The following is a 24,040-nucleotide window of genomic DNA, read 5'->3' as shown; positions in this document are numbered from 1 at the left end:
CCCGTTCCGACGGTGATTGGGCGCGCGGCAGCCAAAGCGGTGACGTCGACTTCATCTCACTCCCCAGTGCGATTCATGGTGAAGAATCACGCAAGGTTAAAGCTCACGACGTCCCGTGTGGATACGTAATCCGCAGAGTTAGTCCGAATGGACTATCGATCCGGGGCTCGACGTGGTGTTTTCCCACGTGATCGACAGCTCGGCGCGTCCGGAACGTCGACCTATGTCGCACTGACGACCACAGTGGACACCCGGCCGGCTACTCCCTGCGACAATGCCGGAAAGTTATTCGCCCGGTCGGATATTCACCGACTCCCGCCGCGGAAATCGACTTTCCGCACGGCACGGAGTGGCATTTTCACGAAATCGATCCAGAACCCGCCGGGGCGGCGCTAACCCGCGTTCGCCAGGAAGCCGCCGCCCACCGGCGCGTCCGCCATCAGGCACGCGTGGCACGGCATCCCCCGCAGGCCGTCGAGCACCTCGGCCTCACCGGGGAAGATCGACTCGCCGCACAGGGCCGTCAGGTACTCGGGGACGGCACCGGGGGCCGGGACGGGGATCAGGTGACAGACGCGTCTGCTCTCGCCGACGACGCCTCGGCGTAGCCGCACCAGTGCGAGCATCCCACCGTTTTCACCCATGATCGAAAGGTAGGCTCGAAACCGCGGGAAGACTTCGTGTCCCGGACCCAACGATCTTCGGCGGGTGTGGTCTGCGACACCAAAGCCTCAGAGCACCGCGGCGCCGAGCCGGTGGCACAGGCTCAGGGCGAGCTCGACGTCCAGGCGGTTCGTGCCGAGCTCGCGCGGCAGCAGTTCCTGGGCCTTGCGGACGCGGTACTGCACGGAGTTCTTGTGCATCGTCAGCTCGGCTGCCGCCGCGGTGTAGCTGCCGCCGGAGGCGAGGAAGACGTGGAGGGTTTCGCGCAGGCGCCCGCAGTTCTCGTCGTCGGCGGCCAGCGGCCCGAGGGTGCTCGTGATCCACAGGCGGGCCGCGTTGAGGTCGGACGTCAGCAGCGCCATCGTGCCGACCTCGCGGAAGGTCAGCGCGCGGTCGCAGTGCTCACCGGCCGCGAGCGCCAGCGCGTGCACCCGCAGGGCCTGGTGGTGGGTGTCGCGGAAGCCGCCGACGCCGGTCGCGGGGTCACCGACGGTCACCCGGACGCCGGGTTCGGCCGCCGCGAGGACCTCGTCGAGGTGGGCGCGGCCGATCGTGACGTCGCGGCCGAGCGGCAGCCACACCCACGCGCTCGCCTCGTCGCGCGGCACGAACAGCGGCCGCCCGTGGTCCTGGACGCGGCCGAGCACCGCGGCCGCGACCGACTCCAGCACCGACAGCACGTCGTCCGCGGTTCCGGTGTGCCAGAGGATCATCCCGGCGTGCGTGCCGCGCAGCCGGTAGCCGATCACGGCCTCGGCCGCGTCGACGGACGCGGCGTCGAGCGGGCCGTGGTTCTCCCCCAGCAGCTCCTGCACCTTGGCCGCCCGCGCCGCGCTCCGATTGAGCAGCCACCGGTCGCGTTCGTCCTGGTAGACGGTGATCAGCTGCCGGGTGACCCGGGTGACGAACTCGAAGACGACCTTCAGCAGCCGGCGCATCATCTCGCCGAGCAGCTCGGCCTCGGCGACCTGGCGGGTGCACTCCTGGAACCCGAAGTCCAGCATCGCGGCCTGCCCGACGTCGTAGGCCCGGATCAGGTCGAAGACCGGCGTGCCGCGCTGCGCCAGCCGCCGCGCGTACTCGAGCGCGGCGGCCGGCGCCTCGACGTGGGCCGGGTCGATGCTGTGCTGGAGGATCTGCAGCCCGGTCTCGATGTTCTGGTAGACGCTCGCGGTCAGCAGGCTGACCATCCGCTCGTCGTCGTGGACCAGCTGCGGCAGCTCCGCGGCGTAGAGCTGCACCAGGTCGCCGGTGAGGTCACCCGCGCGATCGGCCAGCGAGGCGGCGACCTGCCGGATCCGCTCCGAGACGGTTTCTTCGTCCACCATGGAGCCACCCTAGAGGTGAACGATCATGCTTTCACCAGGAACTCGTCGACCAATTCGAACGTCGCGGCCGGATTCTGCACCGCGGGCAGATGCCCGGCACCCGCCACGACCTCGAACCGGGCGTCCGCGAACCCCGCCGCGTAGGCCTCGCCGAACGCCGGCGGGACGACCGTGTCCTCGTCGCCCCAGATCAGCAGAGCCGGGATCCGGACCCGCGCGAGGCGGCGCAGCAGCTTGGGGTCGCCCATCCCCGGACCGGTGTAGACCTGCATCGTCGCCAGGTCGGCGGGTGCGGGCCCCGGCGCGCCGGGCTGCGGCCGCGGCATCCGGACCGGAAGGCCGTCGATCTCCGGGCCGATGCCGTCGAGCACGACGAGCGCGCCGATCCGGTGCCCGCGGTCGCGCACGGCCATTTCGGACGCGACCCAGCCGCCGAACGAGCCGGCCACGACGACGACGTCGGTGAGGTCTTCGTCCTCCAGCAGGTCGAGGTAGGTGACGGCGAGGCTGTCGACGCCGGTGAACCACTCCGGGCGCGGCGTGCCGCCCCAGCCCGGGTGGGTCGGCGCGAGCACCCGGTTTTCCGGCGCGAAGTGCTCGACGACCGGCGCGACGCCGCGCGGTCCGGCGCCGCCGTGCAAGGCGAGCACGGGACGGCCCCCTTCGCCGGTGTCGGTGAGGTGCAGTTCCAGCTCCGGGCCGGGCCGGAGGATCTTCTCGGTCATGGTGGCGCCTTTCGGGAGCGGGGGTTCAGGTCAGTGCGAGAGCATCAGGTCGACCATCGCGGCGGGCGCGTCCGGCCGGAAGCTCTCGGCGAGGTTGTCCGCCGACCCCCGCGCGGCCTCTTCCGCTCGCGGGAACAGCGCGGTCTCGTCGGCCGAGAGAGCGCTTTCGACGTCGTCGTGCCCGGACAGCGCGACGGCCAGTTCGGCGGCGTCGAGCATCGCGAGGTTGGCGCCCTCGCCGGCGAACGGCGACATCACGTGCGCGGCGTCGCCGAGCAGGGTCACCCCCGGCACGCGCGCCCACCGGTGGCCGACCGGCAGGGCGTGGATCGGCCGGGGCACCAGGGTGTCGTCGCTGTCCGCGATGAGCGCCCGCAGCCCGGCATCGAAGTCGGCGAAGACCTCGAGCAGCCGTGCGCGGGTCCCGGCCGGGTCCGTGGGGTCGACCAGCCCGGTCACCGTCTCGGCCGGCGCCTGCAGGGCGGCGTAGACGCGGATCCGGCCGCCGCCGTTGCGCTGGGCGATCAGGCCTTTCCCGTCGGCCGGCGCGAACATCGAGCCCGCGCCGACCAGCGCGGCCACGGCCGGGTGCGCGGTGTCCACATCGGACAGATGAGCCTCGACGAAGGACAGTCCCGAGTAGACCGGGACGGCGTCCGACAGCAACGGCCGGACCTTCGACCAGGCCCGTCCGCGCCGACGACCAGGTCGGACTCGAGGACTTCGCCGGTGTCCAGGGTGAGCCGGCCGGCCGCCACCGCGGTCACTTTCGTGCCCCAGCGGACAACTCCGTCCGGCAGCGACTCGACGAGGATCCGTTTGAGCGCGCCGCGGTCGACCTCGGGCCGGGTGCCGCCGCTCGCGTCGGCGGTCTCCTCGAACCGGACGACGCCGTGCTTGTCCAGGATGCGCAGCGCCTCGCCTTCGTCACGGGCGATCGCGTGGAACCGCTCGGTCAAGCCGGCCTCGGCCAGCGCGTGCTGCCCCGATTCTTCGCACAGGTCCAACGTGCCGCCCTGGTCGCGGGCGGCCGGGGAGGCGTCGAGTTCGCAGACGGTCGCGGCGATGCCGCGGGTGTGCAGGACACGGGCCAGGGTGAGGCCGCCCAGTCCGCCCCCGACGATCGTGACGTGGGTGGTGGTCGTCATCGCTGCTCGTTCCGGGGGCGCGTGGTGCTCAGCGCGCCGTTCAGCAGGACGTCGAACGCCCAGCGCGCACGGGACAGGCCCGGTCCGGACACGAGATCCGGGCCCAGCGCGGCGATGTGCGGATAGGTCCGCGCGGAGAGGCCGGCGAGCGTCTCGACGAGCACGTCGTGCTCCCGCTCGGCGCCGGGCTTTTCCTGGCGGCTGCCGTGTTCGACGGCGGTCGCGGTGGCGATCAGCAGCAGCACGTCGACGGCCCACGCTGCCTGCCCCGGCGGCATCCCGCCTTCGTCGAGCAGCGCGAGCACCGCTTCGACGACAGCCAGGTAGTGCGGCCCGCTCAGCCGGGTCACCAGCGCGACCCGGGCGAGGCTCGGGTGGGCGAACAGCACCGAGCGGTAGGAGCCCAGCACCGCCCAGAGCCGGTCGCGCCACTCCCCCGTGCCGCCGTCGCCGAGGTCGACCTCGGCGAGCAGCTCGTCGAGCATCGCGGCGTGCAGTTCCTCGGTGTCCTTGACGTACACGTAGAGCGAGGCGGGTCCGGTGTCGAGCTCCTTGGCCAGCCGGCGCATGGTGACGCGCTCGGCACCTTCGGCGCGCATGACGGCGACCGCCGTCGCCACGATCCCTTGACGCGTCAGCGCCGGCTTCGCCGGACGTTCCCGGCGAAGCCGGATGTGCTGTTCTCGGCCATACATCCACCGTAGCGAACATGTTCGTTACGATCACGTTCGGAACGAACATGTTCGTATGACGCCGATCACGTCCGCGAAGCCTGCCCAGAAGGGATCAGGGACCGAGGGTCCCCGACCGGCGCCGCTCCGGCGTGGCCAGGACGGCCCAGACGACCTTGCCGCCCGTCCACCGCTTGCTGCTCCCCCACGCCCGGGCGGTCTGCGCCACGATCCGCAGGCCCAGGCCGGGCTCCAGCAGGTCGGGCTGGTCGAGCAGCACCGCGGGCCGGGGATCGTCGTCGCTCACCGCGATCGTCAGCAGGTCCCGCCGCAGCTCCAGGCGCAACCGCGGCAGCGAAGCCGTGTGCCGGGAAGCGTTGTCCGTGAGCTCCGCCGCGATGAGCGTGCCGTCGTACTCGAGCGCGGGCACGCCCCATTCGCCGGTCCGCGCACTGACGAACGCGCGCGCCTGCGCGATCCCGGCTTCCCCGCGCGCGAGTGTCCGCTCCGCGCGGCGGCGGATCGGGTGCGGCAACGCCTCCTCCGCGGCCTCGACGTCGGCGTACACCGGGACGAACCGGTCCAGGCCGAAGGAGCCGAACGCCTCGATGTGCGCGGGCTGCCGGGTCACCAGGGAGAACGGGATGCCCGGCCAGCGCTCGAGCCGGGTGGCGACGAACGGGAACAGGCTCGGCGAGTGCAGGTCCATGACCAGGCCGTCGATGTCCGCGATCAGCCCCGGCGGGGTATCGGCGGCGATCTTCAGGAGGCCGTCACGCAGGAAGGGGTAGCCGGTGATGTCGAGCCGCCCGGTCACGAAGACCAACGCGCTCGCGTTCCGGTTCCGCAGCTCGATCCCGATGCCCTCAGGCACGGGCACCGGCCGGCTGGCGCGATCGCGCCGTCGATCCCATGGCCGTCACGCTAGTCCTCCCCCGGGACGGCGCAAAGGGCCCGGTCGCGCCGTGATGCTGATTCGACGAGCACACAGCGATGGTCACGAGCGTCGCGGCCGTGACGCGGCGGTCGACCGGCGCGGAGTTCCGCCGGAGGCGACCGGACCGGCTACCGCCGTCTCCGGGACGCCGAACGGGTCGCCGCACTGATCCGGCAGGACCAGTCCGCGCCATTTCCGAAAAGAACCCGAAACATTCCCGAAACCCGGCGTGGACCAGTCCACTAACTGGTCTGGACCAGATCGGGCAAATAGCCGGAATTCCAGGTTTTCTCTTGCCTGACAACGTGGTCTCGCGGTATGGCGGACCAATTCGGGCAGAAGTCCGGGTTTTTCCCGGGAAATTATCCCCATCCGACTTTCGGCGGTGTGCCGAATCCCGACCGGCCGGTATATCTGAACGCTCCGCATCCGCCACGGCCGGCCCCGCGCACCGGCCGGCCGGCTGCCGCCCGCACCCCGCCTCCGGAGGAACCATGCACCGCTTGGCCCCGGCCCGCGAGCACGTCATCGGGCTCTACCGCATCGTCATCGGCTTCCTGTTCGCCTGTCACGGCGCCAAGTCGCTGTTCGGGCTCTTCGGCGCGAAGTCCACCGTCGCCGTCGGCGCGTGGCCGGGCTGGTGGGCCGCGGTGATCCAGCTCGTCTGCGGCGCGCTGGTCTGCGTCGGGCTCGGTACCCGGGTCGCCGCCGTGCTCGGCTCGGGCTCGATGGCGTTCGCCTACTTCACGGTGCACCTGCCGACCGGCCTGCTCCCGATCCAGAACGGCGGTGAGGCCGCGACCCTGTTCTGCTGGGCACTGCTGACCGTCGCGTTCATCGGCCCGGGCCGCTTCGCGTTGAGCAATCTCCTGACCCGGCAACGCACTTCGGCACCGGAGCAGGATCATGTCCGGGCGGACGAACTCGCGTCCTGAGCCCCTACGGGCGCGAGATGCCGACTCCGCCGCGGACGTCAGGGCCGTACTTCGCCATCTCGCGCGCGAGGTCCAGCCGGCCGATGGCCTTGCTCTTGTCGCGATCCGCGTCGGTCAGCAGCTCGCGCGGGATGATCCAGACGACCTCGAACTCGATCCCGCTCGGATCCTTGGCGTACAACGACTTCGTGGTGCCGTGGTCGGACGAGCCGACCAGCGCGCCGGCCGCTTCGAGGCGGCCGGCGATGAGGTCCAGGTCGCCGAGGGTGTCGACCTCCCACGCGAGGTGGTACAGACCGACCGACGTCTGCCCGGCGCCGGAGTCCTCGGCGTGCGCGCCGAGCTCGAACAGGCCGAGGTCGTGGTCGTTGGTCGAGCCGGGCGCCCGCAGGAAGGCCGCGCCGCGGTGGGCGTCGCCGCCCTCGATGTAGTCGAACCCCAGGAGGTCCCGGTAGAACGCCACGCTCTCGGCCACGTTCCGGACGTACAGCACGGCGTGGTTCAGGCGAAAGATCGACATCGGCTCTCCTGGCACGTGCTGCGCGCGCGAATCGGTTGAAGTTTCAACTTAAGGCTAGGCGCGAAGCAGCGAACGGTCAAGCGAGCGTGAGCGATCCTCGATCAGCCCGAAAGACCCACTCTCAGTGGGCCTTGCGACCGACCGGGCGACAAACCTTCGACACCGCATCGAGGCTCTGGTCGAACGGCCCCGGGGTTCGTAGGGTTGATCCACCGCAGGACAACGTGTCAGCTGTCCCGCGGGCGGTGATGCCCCCGGATCCGACCTTTCCCCGAAGCCTCGCCCGGGGCATCACCGCGCAGCACTGCGTCAAACAGCGTTTCCTTCAAGCGTTCAACTCACGGTGCCGCTCTCCCACCACCAGCTCTGCGAGCCGTACGCGTACTCGATGCGGCTGTCGACGTGCTGGTGGGCGTCCGAGAGCGTGTAGCGCTCCAGCCCGGAGAACCCGCAGGCCTCGGCGAGGACGTACACCTGACGTGTGCTCAAGCCGCTGACGTAGATGTCCGCCGCCGTGCCGTAGACGTGCATGCTGTTCGACGCGCCACCGATGGCCTGGTTGTGCGCGACGCTGCGAAAGCCCGACGAGATCGTGATCGCCCGGTTGCCACCCTTCGTCCGCAGGGCTTCGAGCTTGTACATCAGCCGCCGGACGTTCTCCTTGACCGTCGCCGAACCGACCTTGCCACCACCGAAATCCGTACCGTCATTGGACGTGAATTCGCTGAATTCGAAGTGCGACGTCGAGCCGTCCGCGGATTCCAGCGCCTTGAGGGCCGCGAAGTCGTCCGCGTCCGCGACACCGTCGGCCGTCAGGTGGTTCGCGGCCTGGAACCGTTTCAGGGCGGCTTCGGTGCCGGGACCGAATTCACCGTCGACGGCGACGTACGTCTGCTGCGGGCCGTCGGCGGCCCAGCCCGCGACGCGGATCTGCAGTTCCTTCACGGCCGCGCCGGTCGAACCGGACCGCAACGACGACGGCCACGAGTAGGCCGCCGCGATCCCGGGGAACGCCGCCATCGCGGCAAGGCTGCCGGCCAGGGCGACCCCGGTCCCGGCCGCAGCCTTGAGCAGGGTGCGGCGGCCGATGCCGGCGGACGGGCGGAACGGGCTCATCGAGACCTCCGGAGTACTCGGCGAACGAAGCCCGCAGCAGACACGGGCCGCCCAAACATCCGCCAACACCCCGGCCGCGCCGCGCCGGGACCCGCCGTGGTCGGCGCACGGCTCGTGAATTCTTGACGATCGGGGCGAACCCGGCCACCTTCACTCTCGGTTAACTCAGCGCTGAGCCATTTTGCTTAGCCCTAAGTTAAACGAGAGAGGGTAACCATGCGCATCACCGCGTTTGGCGCGAGCAGCCTGACCGTGCTCCACGCCCCGGATTTCACGGCGGACTGGGGCCGATCGCCTTGGCCCCCACCGCACAACTGGCCGCCTGTCGCGACGAGAGCGGCGTCGGCTAAGCCGACCTGAGCCCGGCCGCCCTCTCGGAGCCCAGCGTCCAGGCCGGCACCTGCCGGCTGGTCGTCGACACAGACGGCCGCTGACGTCATTTACATACATGGTGCATGTATGTAACTATAGCTCGCATGACGAGAAGCGAATCCTTGGGTCGGGAGCACCGGGTCCGGCTGCCGGCGGGTGAGGTGCGGTACTTCGAGCGGGGCAGCGGCGCGCCCGTGGTGTTCGTCCACGGCGTGCTGACGAACGCGCAGCTGTGGCGGAAGGTGGTGCCGGACGTCGCGGCGGCCGGATTCCGTTGTGTGGCCCCGGATCTGCCGCTGGGCTCGCACGACCTCCCGATGCGAGCGGATGCCGACCTCTCCCCCGCCGGCGCCGCCGACGTCATCGCGGACTTCCTGGAGGCGCTGGACCTGCGCGACGTCACACTGGTCGCGAACGACACCGGCGGCGCGCTGACGCAGATCATGCTCAGCCGCCGCCCGGACCGGGTCGGGCGGGTGGTGCTCACGCCGTCCGACTGCTTCGAGTACTTCTTCCCGCCGATCTTCAAGCCGCTGCCGGCGATCGCACGGATCCCGGGGTCGATGGCCGTGCTCGGTCAGCTGCTGCGGTTCCGCGCGCTGTACCCGCTGCCGATGCTGTTCGGCTGGGTCGTCAAGCGCCCGCTGCCCGACGACGTCGCGCAGGCCTACCTCGCGCCGCTGAGGAAGTCCGCCGGAGTGCGGCGCGACCTGCGCAAGCTGCTGCGTGACGTGCACCCGAGGCACACCTTGGCCGCCGCCGAGGCGCTGCGGACGTTCGACCGGCCGGTGCTGCTCGCCTGGGCGAGCGAGGACAAGCTGTTCCCGATCTCGCTCGCCCACCGGCTCGCCGCGCTGCTGCCGGACGCGAAGCTCGTCGAGATCGCGGACTCCTACACGTTCGTCTCGGAGGACCAGCCCGCCGCGCTGGCGCGGCACGTGATCGAGTTCGCGGGCGTCATGGCAGATTAGGCGGGTGCGACGTACCCAGCAGGACCGCTCCACAGGCACGAAGGCCGCCCTGGTCGCCGCCGCGCGCGAGCTGTTCGCCACCCGCGGCTACCAGGCCGTGCCGGCGGACGAGATCACCCGCGCGGCGGGCGTCACCCGCGGCGCGCTGTACCACCACTACGCCGACAAGCAGGGTTTGTTCCGCGCGGTGGTCGAGGAGCTGGAACGCGAACTGACCGAAGAGGTCGGCGCCGCGTTCGCCCGGGGCGCCGACCCGCTGACCGGCATGACGCTCGGCCTCGGCGTGTTCCTCGACGCTTGCCTGCGCGAAGACGTCCGCCGGATCTCCCTCACCGACGCGCCCGCCGTGCTGGGCTGGGACGTCTGGCGCGAGATCGAGGCGGAGTACGGCCTCGGCCTGATCATCAGCGTGCTGGACCAGGCCCGGGCGGACGGGCTGATCGTCGAGCTGCCGGTCCCCGCGCTGGCGCAGCTGGTGCTGAGCGCGGTGATGGAGGCGGCCCGGATGATCGCCGCCGCGGACGATCCGGCGCGGACCCGTGCCGACGTCCAGCAGGTGCTCGGCGCCTGGCTGGCGAGCCTGCTGAAGGCCTAGGATTCTTCGGCCAGCCGGGCCGGCGTGACGCCTTCGGGCACGTCGACGGCGTCGAACCACCCGCAGGCCGGGTCGCCGGGCGGCCGGTCGAACCGGGTGACGTACGGCTTCACGTCGAGCACCGGCGTGCCGTCGAGGAGATCGACACCGGCGAACCGGATCGTGGTGCCGGAGACGTCGAGCAGCCGGATGAGGCTGAGCCCGATCGGGTTCGGCCGGCGCGGGCCGCGGGTGGCGAAGATGCCCATCCGGCGGCCTTCGCGGCGCAGCAGGTACGGCACCTGCGTGAGACCGCCCGGCCGGTCGGGCCGGTCCAGCCAGCTGAGCAGCCACGCGTAGTCGAACCCGGCGAGCCCGGCCAGTCCCTCGGCGAAGCGTGCGTCGAGTTCGATCGTGCCTTCCTCGGCACGGTTCGCGGCGGCCTGGACGGGGGTGTGCTCGAGCTCCGTCCGGGCGGTGCGCACGACGCCGATCGCGGGCAGGGGCGAGGTCATCGGCCCAGCCTAGGTGCCCGCGACCGGCGTCGCGGTCGCACTAGGCCGTGACCAGCGAAACGCCGAACGTCTGCAGGATCTCGTTCACCGGCTGGAACCACGTCTCGCCGCCGGAGCTGCAGTTGCCCCAGCCACCGGAGGTGACGCCCTGCGCCTGGTCACCGGTGATGAAGGAGCCGCCCGAGTCGCCGGGCTCGGCGCAGACGTTGGTGCGGGTCACCTGGTAGACGGCGCCCTGGGAGTAGTTGACGGTTTCGTTCAGCCCCTCCACGACACCGCAGTGCCAGTGCGTCGTCGAACCCGAGCGGCACACCGAGGTGCCGACGGGCGCGACCCAGGAGCCGCGCACGAGCGCGTCGCTGACCGTGCCCCAGCCGAGCACGACCGGCGCGTTCCACCAGCCGTTGCCGGTGCGGATGAACGAATAGTCGTTGCCGGGGAAGGAAGAACCGGCGAACGTGCCCATCGCCGAGCCGTCCCAGCCGACGACCGAGCTGCCGGCGCCGCCGCAGTGCCCGGCGCTGACGAACCCGCCATTCACGGAGAAGCCGATCGAGCAGCGGGTGTTGCCGTTGATGTAGTACGGGTCGCCGCCGACGGTCCCGGCCGCGAACGTCTCGGCCTTCGGCGTCGAGGTCACGGTGACGGGGCCGGCTTTCCGGGCCTGCGCGACAAAAGCGTCGACGTCGGCGCCCTGCGCGCCGGGCCGGAGGGTGACGACGACACTGCCGCTGCGCGCGTCGGTCCGCCAGCCACTGACACCGGCCGGCGCGGGGTGCGCCTTGGCCGCCGAGTCGATGGCGGCTTTCGCCGCGTCCAGTTTCGCCGCGCTGATCACGGCGGTCGCCGGCTCGGCGCCCGCCTGCCGGACGGCGGCGGCCGCGGCCGGGTCGGTCACGCCGACGACGAGCTTGCCGAGCGCGGGATCGAACCAGGCCCCGCCGAAGGCCGCACCGGCGGCGCGCTGCGCGTCCGGTAGCACCCGCGAGGCGGTCGTCTCCTGTCCCAGCCGGGTTTCGGCTTGGGCGGCGGTCAGCCCGAAATCCCGTTGCATGGCGGCGATCAGGCCGGGCGACGCCTGCGCGACGGCGGGGGCGAGAGCGGTGGTGGCGAGACTGGCGGTGAGGACGGCGGCGCCGCCGAGAGCCAGGGCGATTCTTCGACGCATGGGGAACTCCTCCGAGGCCGGGGGAAAGAAACACACTGTCCGCCGAGTGTGCGGCCGGGTTCGCGGCAGGTCCAGAATTGTCCGGTTTTCTGTCCGGAATTCGCAGGGGCGAACGACTGTCCACTGCGGACTGGAGCCATGGTTTTGTTGCGCTGCAACATGTTCCGCACGCGCCAGAGAGGCGCGAACCGGCTGGTGGCCGTTCGCGCCGCGTGGTACCTGCCTCCGTTGCAACGTTGTAAAAGGTCTGAACCAAGTACAACACGCATGGGCGCCGGGAACCAGAAACCAGGGACTGCAGGGCACCAGACGTGCATGACAGTCCCCCGCCGCGGCCTGGATCCGAGGTGCGGTCCGAGCCCGCGGGCCTGGCGCGCGGATCGAGGCGCGGTCCCGGTGCGGCCGGCAGGCGGATCCGGGGCGCCGCTCGGACGGCGAGCCAGGCGCGGCGCACCGGCCTTGCGACATCCGGGGCACAGCGCGAACCGGGCACAGCGCCGGCGTGCAGAGCGCAGCCCTGAATCCCGGACGGCGAGCCCGGCGCAGCCGAAGGCGCGCGCGGAGCCGAGGGCGCAGCCAGAGGCCCGGCGCGGTGCCGGCGCAGCCGGAGGCCCGGCGCGCGGAGCCGAAGGCGCAGCCCGAATCAGCTGAGCGCGGTTAGCCGGCACGCGGATCCCAGGCGCCGCTCTGACGGCGAGCCAGGCGCAGCCCGGCGCAGCGCCAACACGGAGCCCGGGCACAGCCCGAATCCGCGAGCCGAGCGAGGAGAGCCGGTGCGTGGATTCCAAGCCGCAGCCCGGAGCGTGAGCCGCCCGAGGGCGCGATCGAAGCCTTCACACTCTCTGACAGACCGGTCACCGCCGCGACGGAATCGTATTTCCTATAGTCCGCCGAGGCCGTGCGGCGGGCCGCCGCGTTCCCGCCGCTGGACCTGTTCTGGCTGGAAGAGCCGCTGCCGACGTGTCCAGGCTCGCCGCCTCGACGTCCGTGCCGATCGCCGTCGGAGAGTCGCTCTACTCGTCGCGCAGTTCCGCGACCACCTGCACCGCGGCGCGGCCTCGATCGTGCAGCCCGACGTCGCCCGGGCCGGCGGCATCACGCCCTGGCTCAAGGTGGCCCACCTGGCCGAAGCCTTCAACGTCGAGGCCTGCCCGCACTTCCTGATGGAACCGCACGTGAGCCTCGCCGCGGCGGTGCCGAACGGCCGTTACGTCGAGCACATCCCGCAACTGCGGGGCGATCACCCGCACGTAAATGACCGTCGAAAACGGCCACACCGTGCCCCCGGAAACCCCCGGCCTCGGAATCGACTGGGGATCGCGACGCGATGGACGACCGCCGCGTTTCCTGAACCGAAAAACACGCGCGTCCGCCCGGCCACCCGAAAGGGCGACCGGGCGGAAAAGGCGCGAAATCAGATTTCGTCGACCTGGTAGGCGACCACCCGGGCCGGTACCAGCAGCGCGCCGGTGCATTCCGCGACCGCCGGGCCGAAGCCGTACGGCACGAAGTCGCCGACCACGTACCAGAACGCGCTGCCGTTCGAGCAGTGCGCGATCACCCGGTAGCCGTAGCCCTCACCGGGGAAACAGCTGACCGAGACACCCTGGCCGAAAAGGATGCCGTACCGCTCCCCGAAGCACCCGGGTGGCGCGAAATCACTGCCGGCCGCGGCCGCGGTACCGACCGTCAGACCGAACAGGGAAAAAACAGCGACGGCGAGAACCGCCAATTTCCTTCGCATGACCACTCCTCAGCACGGAGAACCCCGACGGAACCGAGCCTAGAACTGCGAGAGAATTACCGGCAATTCATCGGGCAAGTGAACTCCGCGCAGCGGAAAGTCACGACGCTGCTCCATCCGGGCTAGTCCGCGCCCCGGGCCGGCTCGCGGAGGGGTGACGACCGGGGGCGTTTCTCTTGCTGCTGAAACAAACCTCGGCCGGACGGTCAGCGGGCGAACGCGGTCAGGAAGCGGTCGCGGAAGGAGTCCATCTTCCACACCGGCGCCTGCGCGGCCGGGTGCAGCCCGTCCGTCCAGCCCCAGCCGGAGATCCGGTCCAGCACCTTCGGGTCCTTCGCGACGATCGTGATCGGCACGTCGTGGACCGCGCCCTGCGGGGTGACGACCGGCGGCTGGTGGTCGCCGAGGAACACCAGCACCAGGTTGTCGTCGCCGTAGCGCTGCACGAAGGAGATGAGCGTCTTGAGCGAGTAGTCGGTGGCGTCGCGGTAGGCGTCGCGGATCTTCGCGGGGTCCTTCCAGACCGACTCGGGCGCCTCCCCCGCACCCGGCTGGGGCGCGAAGATCGAGCCGTCGCCGACCTGGTTCCAGTCGACCAGCCAGGGCCGCGGCGACCACGGCGCGTGGCTTGAGACGAGGTCCACCTCGGCCATCACCGGCTTTTGGGCCGGTTTCGCCAGCTCGTTGCGCTGCAGCATGGAGAGCGTGTACTGGTCCGGCATCGTGGCGTAGGCGAACCCCGGGCCCCGGTAGCCGATGTTCCGGAAGTCGTAGTAGGCGTCCGGGTGGTAGAAGCGCTGCCCCTCCGGCCAGTCCTTCGTGTGCGCGGGCACGTCCCAGACGGTCTTCCAGCCCGCCTTCTGGAACGCGCCGCCCAGGGTCAGCCGATCACTGTCGAGGAGGTTGTTGTAGCGCTGCTGGTTGTCGATCCACATGCCGGACTCGACGGTGGAGTGCGCGAGCCAGCTGCCGCCGCCGAACGTCGAGGACGAGAGGAACGCGCTCTTCGCGCCGATGCCGGCCGCGCGCAGCTGCGCGGTGCCCGCGTCGAGCGTCGCGCCGATCTTCGGCGCGAACCCCGGGTCGTCGAGCGCGACGCGGCCGTAGCTCTCCACGAACGTGAGCACCACGTTCTTGCCGCGCAGCCCGGCCAGCAGCTGGTCACCGGAGGTGTTCCGGAACGCGTCCTCGGCGGCCAGCTCGCTGAACGGCTGCTGTTCCCGCAGGTCGGTGCTCACCTGGCGCAGGTCGTCGTAGGCCAGGGCCGCGGCGTTCTGGGCCGCGACCGGCTGGCCCGGCGCGATCTCGACGCCGAAAACCGAGCAGACGATCCAGATCACGCCGAGCACGGCGACCACCCGCGTCGCGCCGGTCCGCCGGCCGGCCGCGATCCGGGTCAGCCGCAGCATCGCGAGCACCGTGAAGACGACGATCGCGAGCGAGAGGACCACGGCCCCGGCCAGCACGGCGTACGCGCCCGCGTCGCCGATCTCGCCGGCGAGGAACTCGACGCCCGCGGTGAAGAAGCTCCAGTCGTAGACGGGGTCGAACGGCTTCTCGAGGGTCGCGTAGAAGCCGGTGTCGAGCGCCTTCATGATCGTGAGCAGGCCCAGCACCAGGCCGCCCAGCACCGCGACCACCGTGCGCGCCCGCGGCGGCAGGACCAGCACGAACGCTGCCATGATCAGGCCTTCCACCGGAACCCGGACCAGGGCTTCCGGCGAGAACGAGGTGAGGTCGTCCGGCGCGAGGAGCGCGAACAGCACCAGCAGCGCGGCCAGGACGGTGAGCACCACGCTCGCGACGGCGTGCCGCCGGGCGGCCCGCGGCAGCCCGAAGTCGGGCAGCGCCGCACCTCCGCCCGGGGTGCGGCGGCGGGCTCGCCGCGACCGCGGCAGACCGGTGGTTCCCATCATGGCGCGGCCTCACATCACAGTTCACGGGTGATCGCCGGGCCCGTGCGGCGGGGACGGCGATCCTCACCCGGTATACGGCTCGGGGCGGTGCGCGGTTCACGCCGCCGAGCCACGGGCGGGCGGAGGCGGCCGTTCCCCGACGATCAGCCGCTCGGCGCCGGTCGTACATTTCGTACAGCGGCGACTTTCCGGGTCGGCCGTCACGCTCACCGCGTCGAGGAGGTCACGGGCGGCTTCGGTCCGGGAAATGGCGACCGGAAATCCCGTTGGCGTCCGACGCCGGGCCCGGATGCCCGCACCTGCCAGGGGCGGCCCGAAAGGAATCGGCCAATACCCGATATCCCCGCGGCCAAACCCGGATCTCCGTCTTTCACCCACGAAAGAGCCCTGATACCCCCTACAGGGGAAGGAAATCGGCCGTTCGGTTGCGAGCCGGTCGGCCGGGTGTTTTGCTCGTGAAGACCCAAGCCCCGCTATTCCGAACGGAGTCCTACCGATGAGTCTTTTCGACAAGGCGAAAGAGGCCCTGGGCAACAACCCCGACAAGGCCGACCAGGGCATCGACAAGGCCGCCGAAGCCGCCAAGGGGCGGTTCGGCGAGCACGCCGACAAGATCGACCAGGGCTCGGACAAGGTGAAGGACTTCCTGCACAAGCAGGGCGGCGGCCAGCAGGACGCGCCGCCGCAGTGAGTCGGGCGCCGGTGACTGCCCAGCCGTCCGGGCGAAGCACGCTTCGCCCGCGCCTCGGCTGGGTACCACCGGCTCCGTGGTCGCCACCTACCTCGTCCCCGTCCGGACCGCCCTCTACCTGTTCCCGCTCATCGTCCTGCTCGTCATGCTGCCGGCGGCGTTCGTCAGCTACCGGCGCCGAGGGCGCGCGGGCGGGTGGACGACGGTCGTCTTCTACACCTTCGTGTTCTACCTCCTGGCGATCGCGACGCAGACGATCCTGCCGCTGCCCGACAACGCGAACTTCTGCGCGGGACACAGCTACGCCAGTTCTCCCCAGCTGCGGCCGTTCTACTTCGTCGAAGTCGTCTCGCAGCGCGCCCGCGGCCACTGGAGCCCCGGCGCGATCCTGCACAACCCCGCCGTCTGGACCACCGCCCTCAACGTCGCGATGCTGGTCCCGCTCGGCCTGTTCCTCCGCTACGCCCAGCGGATGCGCGCCGTGCCGACGATCCTGGCCGGGTTCGGCCTCTCCCTCCTGTTCGAGCTGACGCAGCTCACCGGGCTGTGGTTCGTCTACCCGTGCCCGTACCGCCTGTTCAGCGTCGACGACCTCATCCTGAACACCGCCGGTGCCGCTCTCGGCTGGCTGATCGCCGGCCCGCTCGGCCGGGTGCTGCCCGCGCTGCAGCCGGACCACGACCACCGCCGCTACGCCACGAAGGTCACCTTCACGCGGCGGCTGTTCGCGCTGGCCACCGACCTGCTCGGGTTCGCCGCGCTGCTGGGGTTCCTGTTCGGCCTGCTGACGCTGTTCGGCGAGGACCTGCGCCACCGCGACACGCCGGTCGTCATCCTCGCGATCGTGTGGTTCGTGGTCCTGCCCTCGGTGACCGGGTCGACGCCGGGCAAGCGGGCGATGCTGCTGCGGGTCGCGCGGCGCAGCGGCCGCCGGGCCGGGCCCATATCGCTGCTGGTCCGCAACGGCGTCCTACTGTCCCCCCTGTGGCTGACTTGGATGCTGCTGGACCTGGACCGCTGGGACCTCGGCGAGCACCCCGAACAGCTGCTGCTGCCGCTCGCGCTGGCGGCGTCCTTCTTCGTCGTGCTCGTGTGGACCCCGCTGGCGGTCCTGCTCGACAACGAGCACCGTGCACCCTACGAACGGCTGACCCGCACCGTGAACGTCGCGATCGTGCCCTCACCTGCGAGCACGCCGCCCGAACCGGCCCCCGAACCGGCGCGGACCAAGGAAGTCCTTTAAGGACGGCACGCCCACCGCGCTGCCCGCGCCCGGGGCCGCTGGTAGATTTTCCCGGACGGGTTGAGCTGCCAGCCCGCAGTCAGACGAAGCCCGTCCCCTCCAGGAGCACAACCATGACCACCGACGCGACGCGGCCCCGGCAGCGCTCTTCGGGGCAAGGCTGGTCGTTGGCCGAGCACGCCGCCGGGGATGTGACCGTCTACGTCCTGCGCGGCGAGTTCGACCTGGCCGTATCGGCGAAACTCGCGGACCTGCTGCCGGCGGACCCCGGCCCGGGGAAGGTCGTGCTGGACATGACCGAGGTCGAGTACTGCGACTCCAGCTGCCTGCAGATCCTGCTGCGGCTGGGCACCCGGCTGCGCGACGCGGGCGGCCGGCTCGCCGTCGCGACCACCGTTCCCGCCGTCGTCCGGCCGATCGAGCTGCTGGGGCTCGGCGAGGTCATGCCGCTGCACCCGACCGTCGCCGCGGCGCGCGCTTCCTGGGGTGATGACGCATGACGACCTCCGGCACCCGTGTGGGCGAGCCCGGTTCCGGGCATGAAGAGGGGGACGGCACCCGTTCGGGGCCCGGCACCGTGAAGGAGGCGGGCGTGAACCTGCGTTTTGCCAGGCAAGAGATCACCATCTCCGCCGAGCTCTCCGAGCTGGCGAGGGTCCGCGGCTGGGTGCGGTCCGTCCTCGGCGGCTTCCCGGCGAGCGTGGTCACCACCGCCGTCATGGTGGTGGACGAGCTGGCCTCGAACGCCCTGCGCCACGGCCACGCGCCCTACCACGTGCGCCTGCTGCCCGGCGTGGCCAAGGTGCGGATCGAGGTCGACGACGGCAGTGCCGAGACGGCCCGCCGCCGGGCGCCGTCCGATCAGGGCGGCCGCGGGCTGCTGCTGGTCGAACGCTGCGCGGCGGCGTGGGGCCAGCTCCGCCGTCCGGCCGGCAAGACCCTGTGGGCCGAGCTGGCGACCGACCCGGGCGCCCATGGCTGAGCGCGTCCACACCGCCCCCGCGGCTCCGCTCATCGGAGACCGGGGCTGGGACGCCGCACCCACGGCCGCGCTCGTCGCCGACGGCTCGGGAATCCTCCGGGCCGTGAACGCAGCCGCCCGCCGGCTCTTCCCGGACGCCGGCCCCGGCCACCCGCTGACCGGCACGACCGCGCAGTGGCTGGTCGAGGCGCACGAGCTGCGCCCCGGCGAGGTGGCCCGCGGTGCGGTCGGCGAGCGGTTCTTCGCCGCGCACCCCGTCCCGCACGACGGCACCGTGCTCTGGTGGCTGATCGACGAGACCGACCTCCGCGCCGCCCGGGACGCACTGGCCCGCGAACAGGAGCGGACGGCGTTCCTCAGCGAAGCCTCCGCCGCGCTGCTCGGCTCGCTCAACCTGGAACGCTGCATGGAGGTCGCCGCCCGGCTCGCCGCGGAGCACTTGGCCGACGCCGTGCTGGTGCTGGCGCCCAGGACCAGCGGGACCTTTCCCGCGGTCAGCTGCGTTCGCGGCGGCGAGCCGGCCCGCCGACGGCTGGAGATCGACCCGGACGAGCTGCCCGGGCTGGGGGAAGCCCTGCAGGGCTTCCCGCCGGTCCCTTCGCGCTGGCTCGCCCCGGACAACGCGCCGGACTGGGTGCTGCCGGACGGGTTCGGGCCGGTCGGCTCGATCGTCGTGACGCCGCTGCCCGGCCACGGTGTCCCCGCCGGCGCGCTGGTGCTGCTGCGCCGCGGCGACCTGAAGTCGTTCACCGAACAGGAAGAGCTCTTCGCCCGGCTCTTCGCGGCCCGGGCGGGCGCGGCGATGTCCGCGGCGCGGGTGTTCGCGCTGCAGGCCGCCATCACCGACACGCTGATGCGTGAGCTGCTCCCACCGGATCTCGAGCAGCTCGGCGGGGTCGAGTTCGCCGGACGGTACCGCCCGGCGCTCGACGGCGAGCGGATCGGCGGCGACTTCTACGACGTCCACGCGACGGGTACGGCCGAGGGCGAAGAGGCGCTGGCCGTGCTCGGCGACGTCTGCGGCAAGGGCCTCGACGCCGCCGTTCTGACCGGCAAGATCCGCACGACGCTGCGGGCGCTGCTGCCGATGGCGGGCGATCACCACCGGCTGCTCGGCCTGCTGAACCGCACGCTCGCCGACCGCCACGACGCCCGCTACGTCACCCTGGTGCTGGCCTCCGCGAAGCGCGAAGGCAACGCCGTCCGGCTGTGTGTCACCTGCGCCGGGCACCCGCCGCCCCTGATCGTCCGGGCGGACGGCCGGGTCGAGGAAGCCGAAACCCACGGCAGCCTGATCGGCTTCCTGCCCGAGATCGAGTCGCAGAGCGCCGACGTCACGCTCAACCCCGGCGAAACCTGCCTGTTGTTCACCGACGGCATCGTCGAGGCCAAGGGCGGCCCGCTCGGGGACGCCCGGTTCGGGGAAGACCGGCTCCGGCAGGAGCTCACCGAGTGCGCGAACATGCCGGCCGACGCGGTCGTCGAACGGATCCACATGCTGGCCGCGCAGTGGATCGGCCGCGGCGACCACGACGACATGGCGGTCCTCGCGATCACCGCCCCGCGCGGGCAGCACCTCGCCGCGGTCGGCGGGCACAGCCGCGGGAGGTACACCGCGTGAGTGTCCCGACCCGCACCGGTCCCGCCGGGGTCGCCGAGCACGCCGACCTGTTGTGGGAAGCCGTCACCACGGGCGACGAGTACGCCGCGGGCGACGTCGTGGTCCGGGCGCTGGACCAAGGCCTGGACCCCGAGAGCGTGCTGCTCGACGTGATCGGCGCGGTGCAGCGGAAGGTCGGCCGGGAGTGGGCGGCCAACCGGCTGAGCGTCGCGCAGGAGCACGTGGCGACGGCGATCAACGATCGCGTCATCGCCACCTTCGGTCACGTCCTGCCCCGGCCGGAACCGCGCCTCGGCCGCGTCACGGTCGCCTGCGTCGACGGCGAATGGCACGCGATGCCCGCCCGGCTGCTCGCCGAGGTCTTGCGGCTGCGCGGGTTCCACGTCGACTACCTGGGCGCGCAGGTCCCGGCGCCGCACCTGGTCGCCCACCTGCACCGCACCGGGCCCGACGCGGTCGCCCTGTCCAGCTCCATCGCCACCCGGCTGCCGACCGCGCACGCGACGATCACGGCGTGCCAGGCGGCGGCGACCCCGGTGATCGCCGGTGGTGCCGCGTTCGGGCCGGACGGCCGGTACGCGCGGCTGCTCGGCGCCGAGGCATGGGCCCCGGACGCGCGCACGGCCGCCGACCGGCTGACCGAACCACTCCCCCGGCCGCAGATCGGGCACCAGCCGTTCGACGATCTGCCGCACCTGGCCGACCAGGAGTACACCCTGGTCACGCGCAGCTCGGGCAACCTCGTGAAGGCGGTGCTCGCCGGGCTGGAGGGGCGGATCCCGGCGATGCGGTCCTACACCGACCTGCAGCGCCGGCACACGGCCGAGGACATCGCGCACATCGTCGACTTCCTCGCGACCGCCCTCTACGTCGGCGACAGCGACCTGCTGACCGGGTTCCTGACCTGGACGGCCGACATCCTCACCGCACGTGGCGTCCCGGCCGTCTCGCTGGTGCCCGCGCTCGACCTGCTCGAGGCGGAGCTGCGCGACTTCCCCCGGGCCACCGGGCTGCTCGGCACCGCCCGCACGCACTTGGCGGACCGGGCCGCCGGATCGGAGCTGTCCGCATGAGTACCTCGCTGACCTGCACTTGGACGTCACCGGAGCCGGGCACAGCCCACGTCGTGATCGTCGGCGAGCTGGAGTTCGCGACGGCCACGCTGCTGTCCCGGCTGATCGCCGACCGGCTGGCGGGCGCGCCCGACGTCCGGGACGTGCGGCTCGACTGCGGGGGAATCGCGTTCTGCGACTCTTCCGGCCTCTCGGCGCTGCTGCGGGCGCACACCGCCGTCACCGGCGCGGGCCGCCGGTTCCACCTGGACAACCGCCGGCCCGCCCTCGACCGGCTGCTCGCGCTCACCGGGACCTTCGCGCACCTGACCGGCGAAGCCCCGATCTCCCGCGCTCGCGCCGACTCCTAGCCCCGCAGCCCGGCCAGCTCCCACGGGTCGTGGGCGCTGAAGATCGTCACGTCGTCGCCGTGTCCTCGCACCAGTTCCCGTAGCCGTGCCTGTGTGCCGAGCCGCAGGTCGTGGTGGACTTCGGAGCGGATCTGGACGACGTCGAGGACGGGGTGCGGCTCCGGCGTGACGTCGAGTTCGCGGTGGTAGTAGTAGGCGTCGCCGCAGTGCAGCAGCCAGCGGGCGCCGTCGTGCACGGCGACCCCGGCGTGGCCCGCGGTGTGCCCGCCGAGCGGCACCAGCCGGATCTCCGGCGGCAGGCCGGTGAGCGGCACGGACGCGAACCCGAACCAGTCGTCGCCCGCCGGGACGTCGTAGGCCGCCCATTGCGGGCCGTGCGCCCAGTGCGCGGGCCGGTACCGGAAACTCGGGGCTTCGGCGATAGCGGCGTCGAGCTCCGCGCGGAGCACGTGCACCCGGGCGCCGGGGAAGTCGGGCAGGCCGCCGCAGTGGTCGACGTCGAGGTGGGTGACGACGACGTGCCGCACGTCGGCCGGGTCGAACCCGAGCCGCGCGACCTGCCGGATCGCCGTCTCGTCTTCGGCGAGCGCGGGCTGGGCCATGGCGACCCAGTCGGCGCCCAGGGTGGTCTCGGGCTCGCGGACGTCGTCGAGGCCGAGGCCGGTCTCGACCAGGACGAGGCCGTCGCGCTCGGTCTCGACGAGCAGGCAGTGGTTGACGGCCGGGGCGGCCGGGAGTCCGGGGGCTTCGATCTGCCGCACGGACCCGCAGTTGAGGTGGTGGATCTTCATGGGGACAGCCTCCGACTTGAACTACGATTCAAGTCAAGTACCTGGGAGGTCCCGATGACCGAAGCCCTGCTCGACATCGCCGAGGTCGCCGAACGCGCCGGGCTGGCGCCGTCGGCCCTGCGGTTCTACGAGAAGCGCGGCCTGGTCGAGCCGGCCGGCCGCAACGGCCTGCGGCGCACCTACCACCCCGACGTCCTGCGGCGCCTCGACCTAGTCGCCTGCGCCCGCGGAGCCGGGTTCACGATCGCCGAGATCGCCCGGTTCCTGGTCGCCACCCCCAGCGACGAGGCCCTGCGCGAGCGGATGGCGTCGAAGGCGGACGAACTCGACGGCGCGATCGACCGCCTGACCCGGATGCGCGACAGCCTCCGCCACGCCGCGCACTGCGACCACGTGCCGCTGGTCGACTGCCCCGACTTCAAGGTGACGATCGGCTGACCCGATTCAGCGGTTCAGCAGGGGCAGTGCGGGAAAGCTGTGGTCCTGCCAGATCCGGCGGGAGGCCTCCTCCGGGTAGGCGGCGACCGCCGGTGTGGTGTCGAAGAGCTGCGTGAGGCGCCGGGCGGTGTCGTACGCGGGCCAGCCGGGGTCGCCGCAGGTGGCGAACGCCGTCCACGCCGCGCGCATCCGGGCCGAGAGCTCCGCCGCTTCGGCGGTGTCCTGCCCGATCAACGCGGCGGGCCCGCCCCGGTCCAGGTTGCCGAAGACCAGCGGCACGTCGAGGCCGTGGCAGGCGCCGAACGCGCCGCCCATCCCCGGCGCGGGCCAGGTCAGCTCGTAGAGGTGGGCGCGACCGCCGGCCGCGACGTGCGCCTCGGCGAGGTGCAGGCTGGGCATCCGGAACAGCCAGTCCGAGTGGACCAGCTCGTACAGCTCGTCCGGGCCCGCGTCCGGGAAGCCGTCGCGGTACCGGCGCGCACCGTCCGGGCCGGGGGCGAACACCTCCAGGGCGGTCGCCGCCTGCTCCGGCGTCACCTGGCCGAGGATGCCCTCGATCACGGTGAACAGCCGCTGTTCGTCGCGGGTGTGGCCGACGACGAGTTCTACGTCCCGGCCGGCGAGAGCCTGCCACGGCGTGCCCGGCAGGACGTCGCCGTCGACGACGGGCGCGAACGGGATCGACCGGTGCGCGGCCTGGCCCCAGTCGTGCGCGCGCCCGCCGATCCCCTCCGTGACCGCGTCACCGGCGGCGGCCAGCAGGGCCGGGTCCACGTCGGACAGGTCGGCCACCGTGGGACGCAGCCCCAGCTCGGCGGCGAAGGCGGCACCGATGTCGGCGGCGAGCTCCGGGGAGAAGAACGTGCCCGGCACGCTCTGCGCGATGGCCCGCCGGAAGAGCCCGGCCGCCCGCGGCATCGCCAGCAGGGCGGCGACCGAGCCACCGCCCGCCGACTCGCCGAAGACCGTGACCCGGCCGGGATCGCCGCCGAAGGCGCGAATGGTGTCGTGCACCCACCGCAGCGCGGCGACCTGGTCGAGCAGGCCACGGTTGGCCGGCGCCCCGTCGAGCTGCGCGAAACCCTCGACACCCACGCGGTAGTTGAAGGTCACCACGACGACCCCGCCGTCGCGCGCGAGGCGGGCGCCGTCGTACTCGGGGAGGCCGGACGTGCCGATCCCGTAGGCACCGCCCTGGATCCACACCATGACCGGCAACCCGGCGGCGGGACCGGGTTCGGGCGACCAGACGTTGACCGTGAGCCAGTCTTCGCCCGGCGCGTCCTTCGCGAGCTCGTCCATGCCGAACGCCCCGGGCTGCGGGGGCGGCGGGCCGTACGAGACGGCCTCCCGTACCCCGTCCCAGGCCCGCACCGGTTGTGGTGCGGCGAACCGCAGGGCGCCGACCGGCGGCTCGGCGAACGGGATGCCCCGGAAGACCGCGAGACCCGCTTCCCTGTTGCCGCGCAGGGTTCCGGCCGGGGTGCGGACTTCGGGGCGGGGCGCGACTGCGGTCATCGCAGGGATGTTCCTCGCCCGACCGGGACG

At 72.0% G+C, this 24,040-nt stretch carries 25 protein-coding genes and 1 pseudogene; 12 read left to right on the top strand and 14 right to left on the bottom strand.

What is annotated here, in order from left to right:
• Positions 1–392: 392 nt before the first annotated feature.
• From OG494_RS11170 to OG494_RS11145, 6 genes and pseudogenes are all read right to left on the bottom strand, one after another.
• Positions 393–644 carry a hypothetical protein gene (locus OG494_RS11170; protein WP_328454609.1) on the bottom strand — a complete coding sequence of 84 codons (252 nt, stop codon included), beginning with the start codon at positions 642–644 and terminating at the stop codon, positions 393–395.
• 87 nt (positions 645–731) lie between these two features.
• A complete protein-coding gene (locus OG494_RS11165; RefSeq protein ID WP_328454607.1) occupies positions 732–1,991 on the bottom strand; it encodes a PucR family transcriptional regulator in 1,260 nt (419 codons plus the stop codon).
• Between the two features lie 23 nt (positions 1,992–2,014).
• The gene (locus OG494_RS11160; protein WP_328454605.1) at positions 2,015–2,716 is read right to left on the bottom strand and encodes an alpha/beta fold hydrolase; all 702 of its coding nucleotides are present in this window, start codon (positions 2,714–2,716) and stop codon (positions 2,015–2,017) included.
• A gap of 30 nt (positions 2,717–2,746) precedes the next feature.
• Positions 2,747–3,864, bottom strand: a pseudogene (locus OG494_RS11155) (FAD-dependent oxidoreductase).
• The gene (locus OG494_RS11150) at positions 3,861–4,559 is read right to left on the bottom strand and encodes a TetR/AcrR family transcriptional regulator (protein WP_328454603.1); all 699 of its coding nucleotides are present in this window, start codon (positions 4,557–4,559) and stop codon (positions 3,861–3,863) included. The pseudogene OG494_RS11155 and the gene OG494_RS11150 overlap by 4 nt, the downstream one beginning before the upstream one ends.
• 91 nt (positions 4,560–4,650) lie before the next feature.
• Entirely contained in the window at positions 4,651–5,409 is a 759-nt protein-coding gene (locus OG494_RS11145; RefSeq protein ID WP_328454601.1) for an ATP-binding protein, read from the bottom strand.
• Between the two features lie 557 nt (positions 5,410–5,966).
• Between OG494_RS11145 and OG494_RS11140 the strand changes: the two genes are divergently transcribed.
• Positions 5,967–6,407 carry a DoxX family protein gene (locus OG494_RS11140; RefSeq protein WP_328454599.1) on the top strand — a complete coding sequence of 147 codons (441 nt, stop codon included), beginning with the start codon at positions 5,967–5,969 and terminating at the stop codon, positions 6,405–6,407.
• A 4-nt stretch (positions 6,408–6,411) separates the two neighbouring features.
• Here the strand turns inward: OG494_RS11140 and OG494_RS11135 are convergent, their stop codons facing one another.
• Entirely contained in the window at positions 6,412–6,927 is a 516-nt protein-coding gene (locus OG494_RS11135) for a VOC family protein (RefSeq protein WP_328454597.1), read from the bottom strand.
• 333 nt (positions 6,928–7,260) lie between these two features.
• Positions 7,261–8,043, bottom strand: a complete 783-nt coding sequence (locus OG494_RS11130) for a D-Ala-D-Ala carboxypeptidase family metallohydrolase (RefSeq protein ID WP_328454592.1) — start codon at positions 8,041–8,043, stop codon at positions 7,261–7,263.
• Between the two features lie 476 nt (positions 8,044–8,519).
• On the opposite strand from OG494_RS11130, the gene OG494_RS11125 reads away from it, so the two are divergent.
• Complete coding sequence (locus OG494_RS11125; protein ID WP_328454590.1) at positions 8,520–9,386, top strand: alpha/beta fold hydrolase; 867 nt, start codon at positions 8,520–8,522, stop codon at positions 9,384–9,386.
• 4 nt (positions 9,387–9,390) lie between these two features.
• Complete coding sequence (locus OG494_RS11120) at positions 9,391–9,981, top strand: TetR/AcrR family transcriptional regulator (RefSeq protein WP_328454588.1); 591 nt, start codon at positions 9,391–9,393, stop codon at positions 9,979–9,981.
• On the opposite strand, the gene tsaA is transcribed toward OG494_RS11120, so the two are convergent.
• Together tsaA and OG494_RS11110 are read right to left on the bottom strand one after the other, a co-directional pair.
• Positions 9,978–10,475 carry a tRNA (N6-threonylcarbamoyladenosine(37)-N6)-methyltransferase TrmO gene (tsaA, locus tag OG494_RS11115; RefSeq protein WP_328454586.1) on the bottom strand — a complete coding sequence of 166 codons (498 nt, stop codon included), beginning with the start codon at positions 10,473–10,475 and terminating at the stop codon, positions 9,978–9,980. The genes OG494_RS11120 and tsaA overlap by 4 nt on opposite strands.
• A 40-nt stretch (positions 10,476–10,515) precedes the next feature.
• The gene (locus OG494_RS11110; RefSeq protein WP_328454584.1) at positions 10,516–11,643 is read right to left on the bottom strand and encodes a S1 family peptidase; all 1,128 of its coding nucleotides are present in this window, start codon (positions 11,641–11,643) and stop codon (positions 10,516–10,518) included.
• 773 nt (positions 11,644–12,416) lie between these two features.
• Between OG494_RS11110 and OG494_RS48355 the strand changes: the two genes are divergently transcribed.
• Positions 12,417–13,079, top strand: coding sequence for an enolase C-terminal domain-like protein (locus tag OG494_RS48355; RefSeq protein WP_442874400.1), 663 nt, complete (start codon positions 12,417–12,419; stop codon positions 13,077–13,079).
• Here OG494_RS48355 and OG494_RS11100 read toward each other — a convergent pair.
• On the bottom strand, positions 13,058–13,387 hold the full coding sequence (locus OG494_RS11100) for a hypothetical protein (RefSeq protein ID WP_328454580.1): 330 nt from the start codon (positions 13,385–13,387) through the stop codon (positions 13,058–13,060). The genes OG494_RS48355 and OG494_RS11100 overlap by 22 nt on opposite strands.
• 206 nt (positions 13,388–13,593) lie before the next feature.
• Positions 13,594–15,303 (bottom strand): sulfatase, encoded by a 1,710-nt coding sequence (locus OG494_RS11095; RefSeq protein WP_328454578.1) that lies wholly within the window; start codon positions 15,301–15,303, stop codon positions 13,594–13,596.
• Between the two features lie 496 nt (positions 15,304–15,799).
• Between OG494_RS11095 and OG494_RS11090 the strand changes: the two genes are divergently transcribed.
• From OG494_RS11090 to OG494_RS11060, 7 genes are all read left to right on the top strand, one after another.
• Positions 15,800–15,994 carry an antitoxin gene (locus tag OG494_RS11090; protein ID WP_328454576.1) on the top strand — a complete coding sequence of 65 codons (195 nt, stop codon included), beginning with the start codon at positions 15,800–15,802 and terminating at the stop codon, positions 15,992–15,994.
• Between the two features lie 76 nt (positions 15,995–16,070).
• Positions 16,071–17,237: a VanZ family protein gene (locus OG494_RS11085; protein WP_328454574.1), complete on the top strand. Its 1,167-nt coding sequence runs from the start codon at positions 16,071–16,073 to the stop codon at positions 17,235–17,237.
• Positions 17,238–17,350: 113 nt separating this feature from the next.
• Entirely contained in the window at positions 17,351–17,737 is a 387-nt protein-coding gene (locus tag OG494_RS11080) for an STAS domain-containing protein (RefSeq protein WP_328454572.1), read from the top strand.
• A gap of 92 nt (positions 17,738–17,829) precedes the next feature.
• On the top strand, positions 17,830–18,219 hold the full coding sequence (locus OG494_RS11075) for an ATP-binding protein (protein ID WP_328454570.1): 390 nt from the start codon (positions 17,830–17,832) through the stop codon (positions 18,217–18,219).
• A complete protein-coding gene (locus OG494_RS11070) occupies positions 18,212–19,840 on the top strand; it encodes a PP2C family protein-serine/threonine phosphatase (RefSeq protein WP_328454568.1) in 1,629 nt (542 codons plus the stop codon). Before OG494_RS11075 ends, OG494_RS11070 begins: the two co-directional genes overlap by 8 nt.
• Positions 19,837–20,913, top strand: a complete 1,077-nt coding sequence (locus OG494_RS11065) for a cobalamin B12-binding domain-containing protein (RefSeq protein WP_328454566.1) — start codon at positions 19,837–19,839, stop codon at positions 20,911–20,913. The genes OG494_RS11070 and OG494_RS11065 overlap by 4 nt, the downstream gene beginning before the upstream one ends.
• Positions 20,910–21,263, top strand: a complete 354-nt coding sequence (locus OG494_RS11060) for an STAS domain-containing protein (protein WP_328454564.1) — start codon at positions 20,910–20,912, stop codon at positions 21,261–21,263. The genes OG494_RS11065 and OG494_RS11060 overlap by 4 nt, the downstream gene beginning before the upstream one ends.
• Here OG494_RS11060 and OG494_RS11055 read toward each other — a convergent pair.
• A complete protein-coding gene (locus OG494_RS11055; RefSeq protein ID WP_328454562.1) occupies positions 21,260–22,054 on the bottom strand; it encodes an MBL fold metallo-hydrolase in 795 nt (264 codons plus the stop codon). The genes OG494_RS11060 and OG494_RS11055 overlap by 4 nt on opposite strands.
• Before the next feature lie 54 nt (positions 22,055–22,108).
• Between OG494_RS11055 and OG494_RS11050 the strand changes: the two genes are divergently transcribed.
• Complete coding sequence (locus tag OG494_RS11050; protein ID WP_328454561.1) at positions 22,109–22,492, top strand: MerR family transcriptional regulator; 384 nt, start codon at positions 22,109–22,111, stop codon at positions 22,490–22,492.
• Between the two features lie 6 nt (positions 22,493–22,498).
• On the opposite strand, the gene OG494_RS11045 is transcribed toward OG494_RS11050, so the two are convergent.
• Positions 22,499–24,010, bottom strand: coding sequence for a carboxylesterase/lipase family protein (locus tag OG494_RS11045; protein WP_328454560.1), 1,512 nt, complete (start codon positions 24,008–24,010; stop codon positions 22,499–22,501).
• Between the last annotated feature and the right edge of the window lie 30 nt (positions 24,011–24,040).

The sequence above is a fragment of the Amycolatopsis sp. NBC_00438 genome, from assembly GCF_036026695.1.
GTDB lineage: Bacteria > Actinomycetota > Actinomycetes > Mycobacteriales > Pseudonocardiaceae > Amycolatopsis.
The sequence above is the reverse complement of the archived record's forward strand: the minus strand, read 5'-3'. Positions and strand labels throughout refer to the sequence as shown.

Excerpts from the sequence above, each read along its gene's own strand:
- OG494_RS11170 (WP_328454609.1), bottom strand. The coding sequence starts at position 644 with ATGGGTGAAAACGGTGGGATGCTCGCACTGGTGCGGCTACGCCGAGGC.
- OG494_RS11165 (WP_328454607.1), bottom strand. The coding sequence starts at position 1,991 with ATGGTGGACGAAGAAACCGTCTCGGAGCGGATCCGGCAGGTCGCCGCC.
- OG494_RS11160 (WP_328454605.1), bottom strand. The coding sequence starts at position 2,716 with ATGACCGAGAAGATCCTCCGGCCCGGCCCGGAGCTGGAACTGCACCTC.
- OG494_RS11150 (WP_328454603.1), bottom strand. The coding sequence starts at position 4,559 with ATGTATGGCCGAGAACAGCACATCCGGCTTCGCCGGGAACGTCCGGCG.
- OG494_RS11140 (WP_328454599.1), top strand. The coding sequence starts at position 5,967 with ATGCACCGCTTGGCCCCGGCCCGCGAGCACGTCATCGGGCTCTACCGC.
- OG494_RS11135 (WP_328454597.1), bottom strand. The coding sequence starts at position 6,927 with ATGTCGATCTTTCGCCTGAACCACGCCGTGCTGTACGTCCGGAACGTG.
- OG494_RS11130 (WP_328454592.1), bottom strand. The coding sequence starts at position 8,043 with ATGAGCCCGTTCCGCCCGTCCGCCGGCATCGGCCGCCGCACCCTGCTC.
- OG494_RS11125 (WP_328454590.1), top strand. The coding sequence starts at position 8,520 with ATGACGAGAAGCGAATCCTTGGGTCGGGAGCACCGGGTCCGGCTGCCG.
- tsaA (WP_328454586.1), bottom strand. The coding sequence starts at position 10,475 with ATGACCTCGCCCCTGCCCGCGATCGGCGTCGTGCGCACCGCCCGGACG.
- OG494_RS11110 (WP_328454584.1), bottom strand. The coding sequence starts at position 11,643 with ATGCGTCGAAGAATCGCCCTGGCTCTCGGCGGCGCCGCCGTCCTCACC.
- OG494_RS11100 (WP_328454580.1), bottom strand. The coding sequence starts at position 13,387 with ATGCGAAGGAAATTGGCGGTTCTCGCCGTCGCTGTTTTTTCCCTGTTC.
- OG494_RS11095 (WP_328454578.1), bottom strand. The coding sequence starts at position 15,303 with ATGATGGGAACCACCGGTCTGCCGCGGTCGCGGCGAGCCCGCCGCCGC.
- OG494_RS11090 (WP_328454576.1), top strand. The coding sequence starts at position 15,800 with ATGAGTCTTTTCGACAAGGCGAAAGAGGCCCTGGGCAACAACCCCGAC.
- OG494_RS11080 (WP_328454572.1), top strand. The coding sequence starts at position 17,351 with ATGACCACCGACGCGACGCGGCCCCGGCAGCGCTCTTCGGGGCAAGGC.
- OG494_RS11070 (WP_328454568.1), top strand. The coding sequence starts at position 18,212 with ATGGCTGAGCGCGTCCACACCGCCCCCGCGGCTCCGCTCATCGGAGAC.
- OG494_RS11060 (WP_328454564.1), top strand. The coding sequence starts at position 20,910 with ATGAGTACCTCGCTGACCTGCACTTGGACGTCACCGGAGCCGGGCACA.
- OG494_RS11055 (WP_328454562.1), bottom strand. The coding sequence starts at position 22,054 with ATGAAGATCCACCACCTCAACTGCGGGTCCGTGCGGCAGATCGAAGCC.
- OG494_RS11050 (WP_328454561.1), top strand. The coding sequence starts at position 22,109 with ATGACCGAAGCCCTGCTCGACATCGCCGAGGTCGCCGAACGCGCCGGG.
- OG494_RS11045 (WP_328454560.1), bottom strand. The coding sequence starts at position 24,010 with ATGACCGCAGTCGCGCCCCGCCCCGAAGTCCGCACCCCGGCCGGAACC.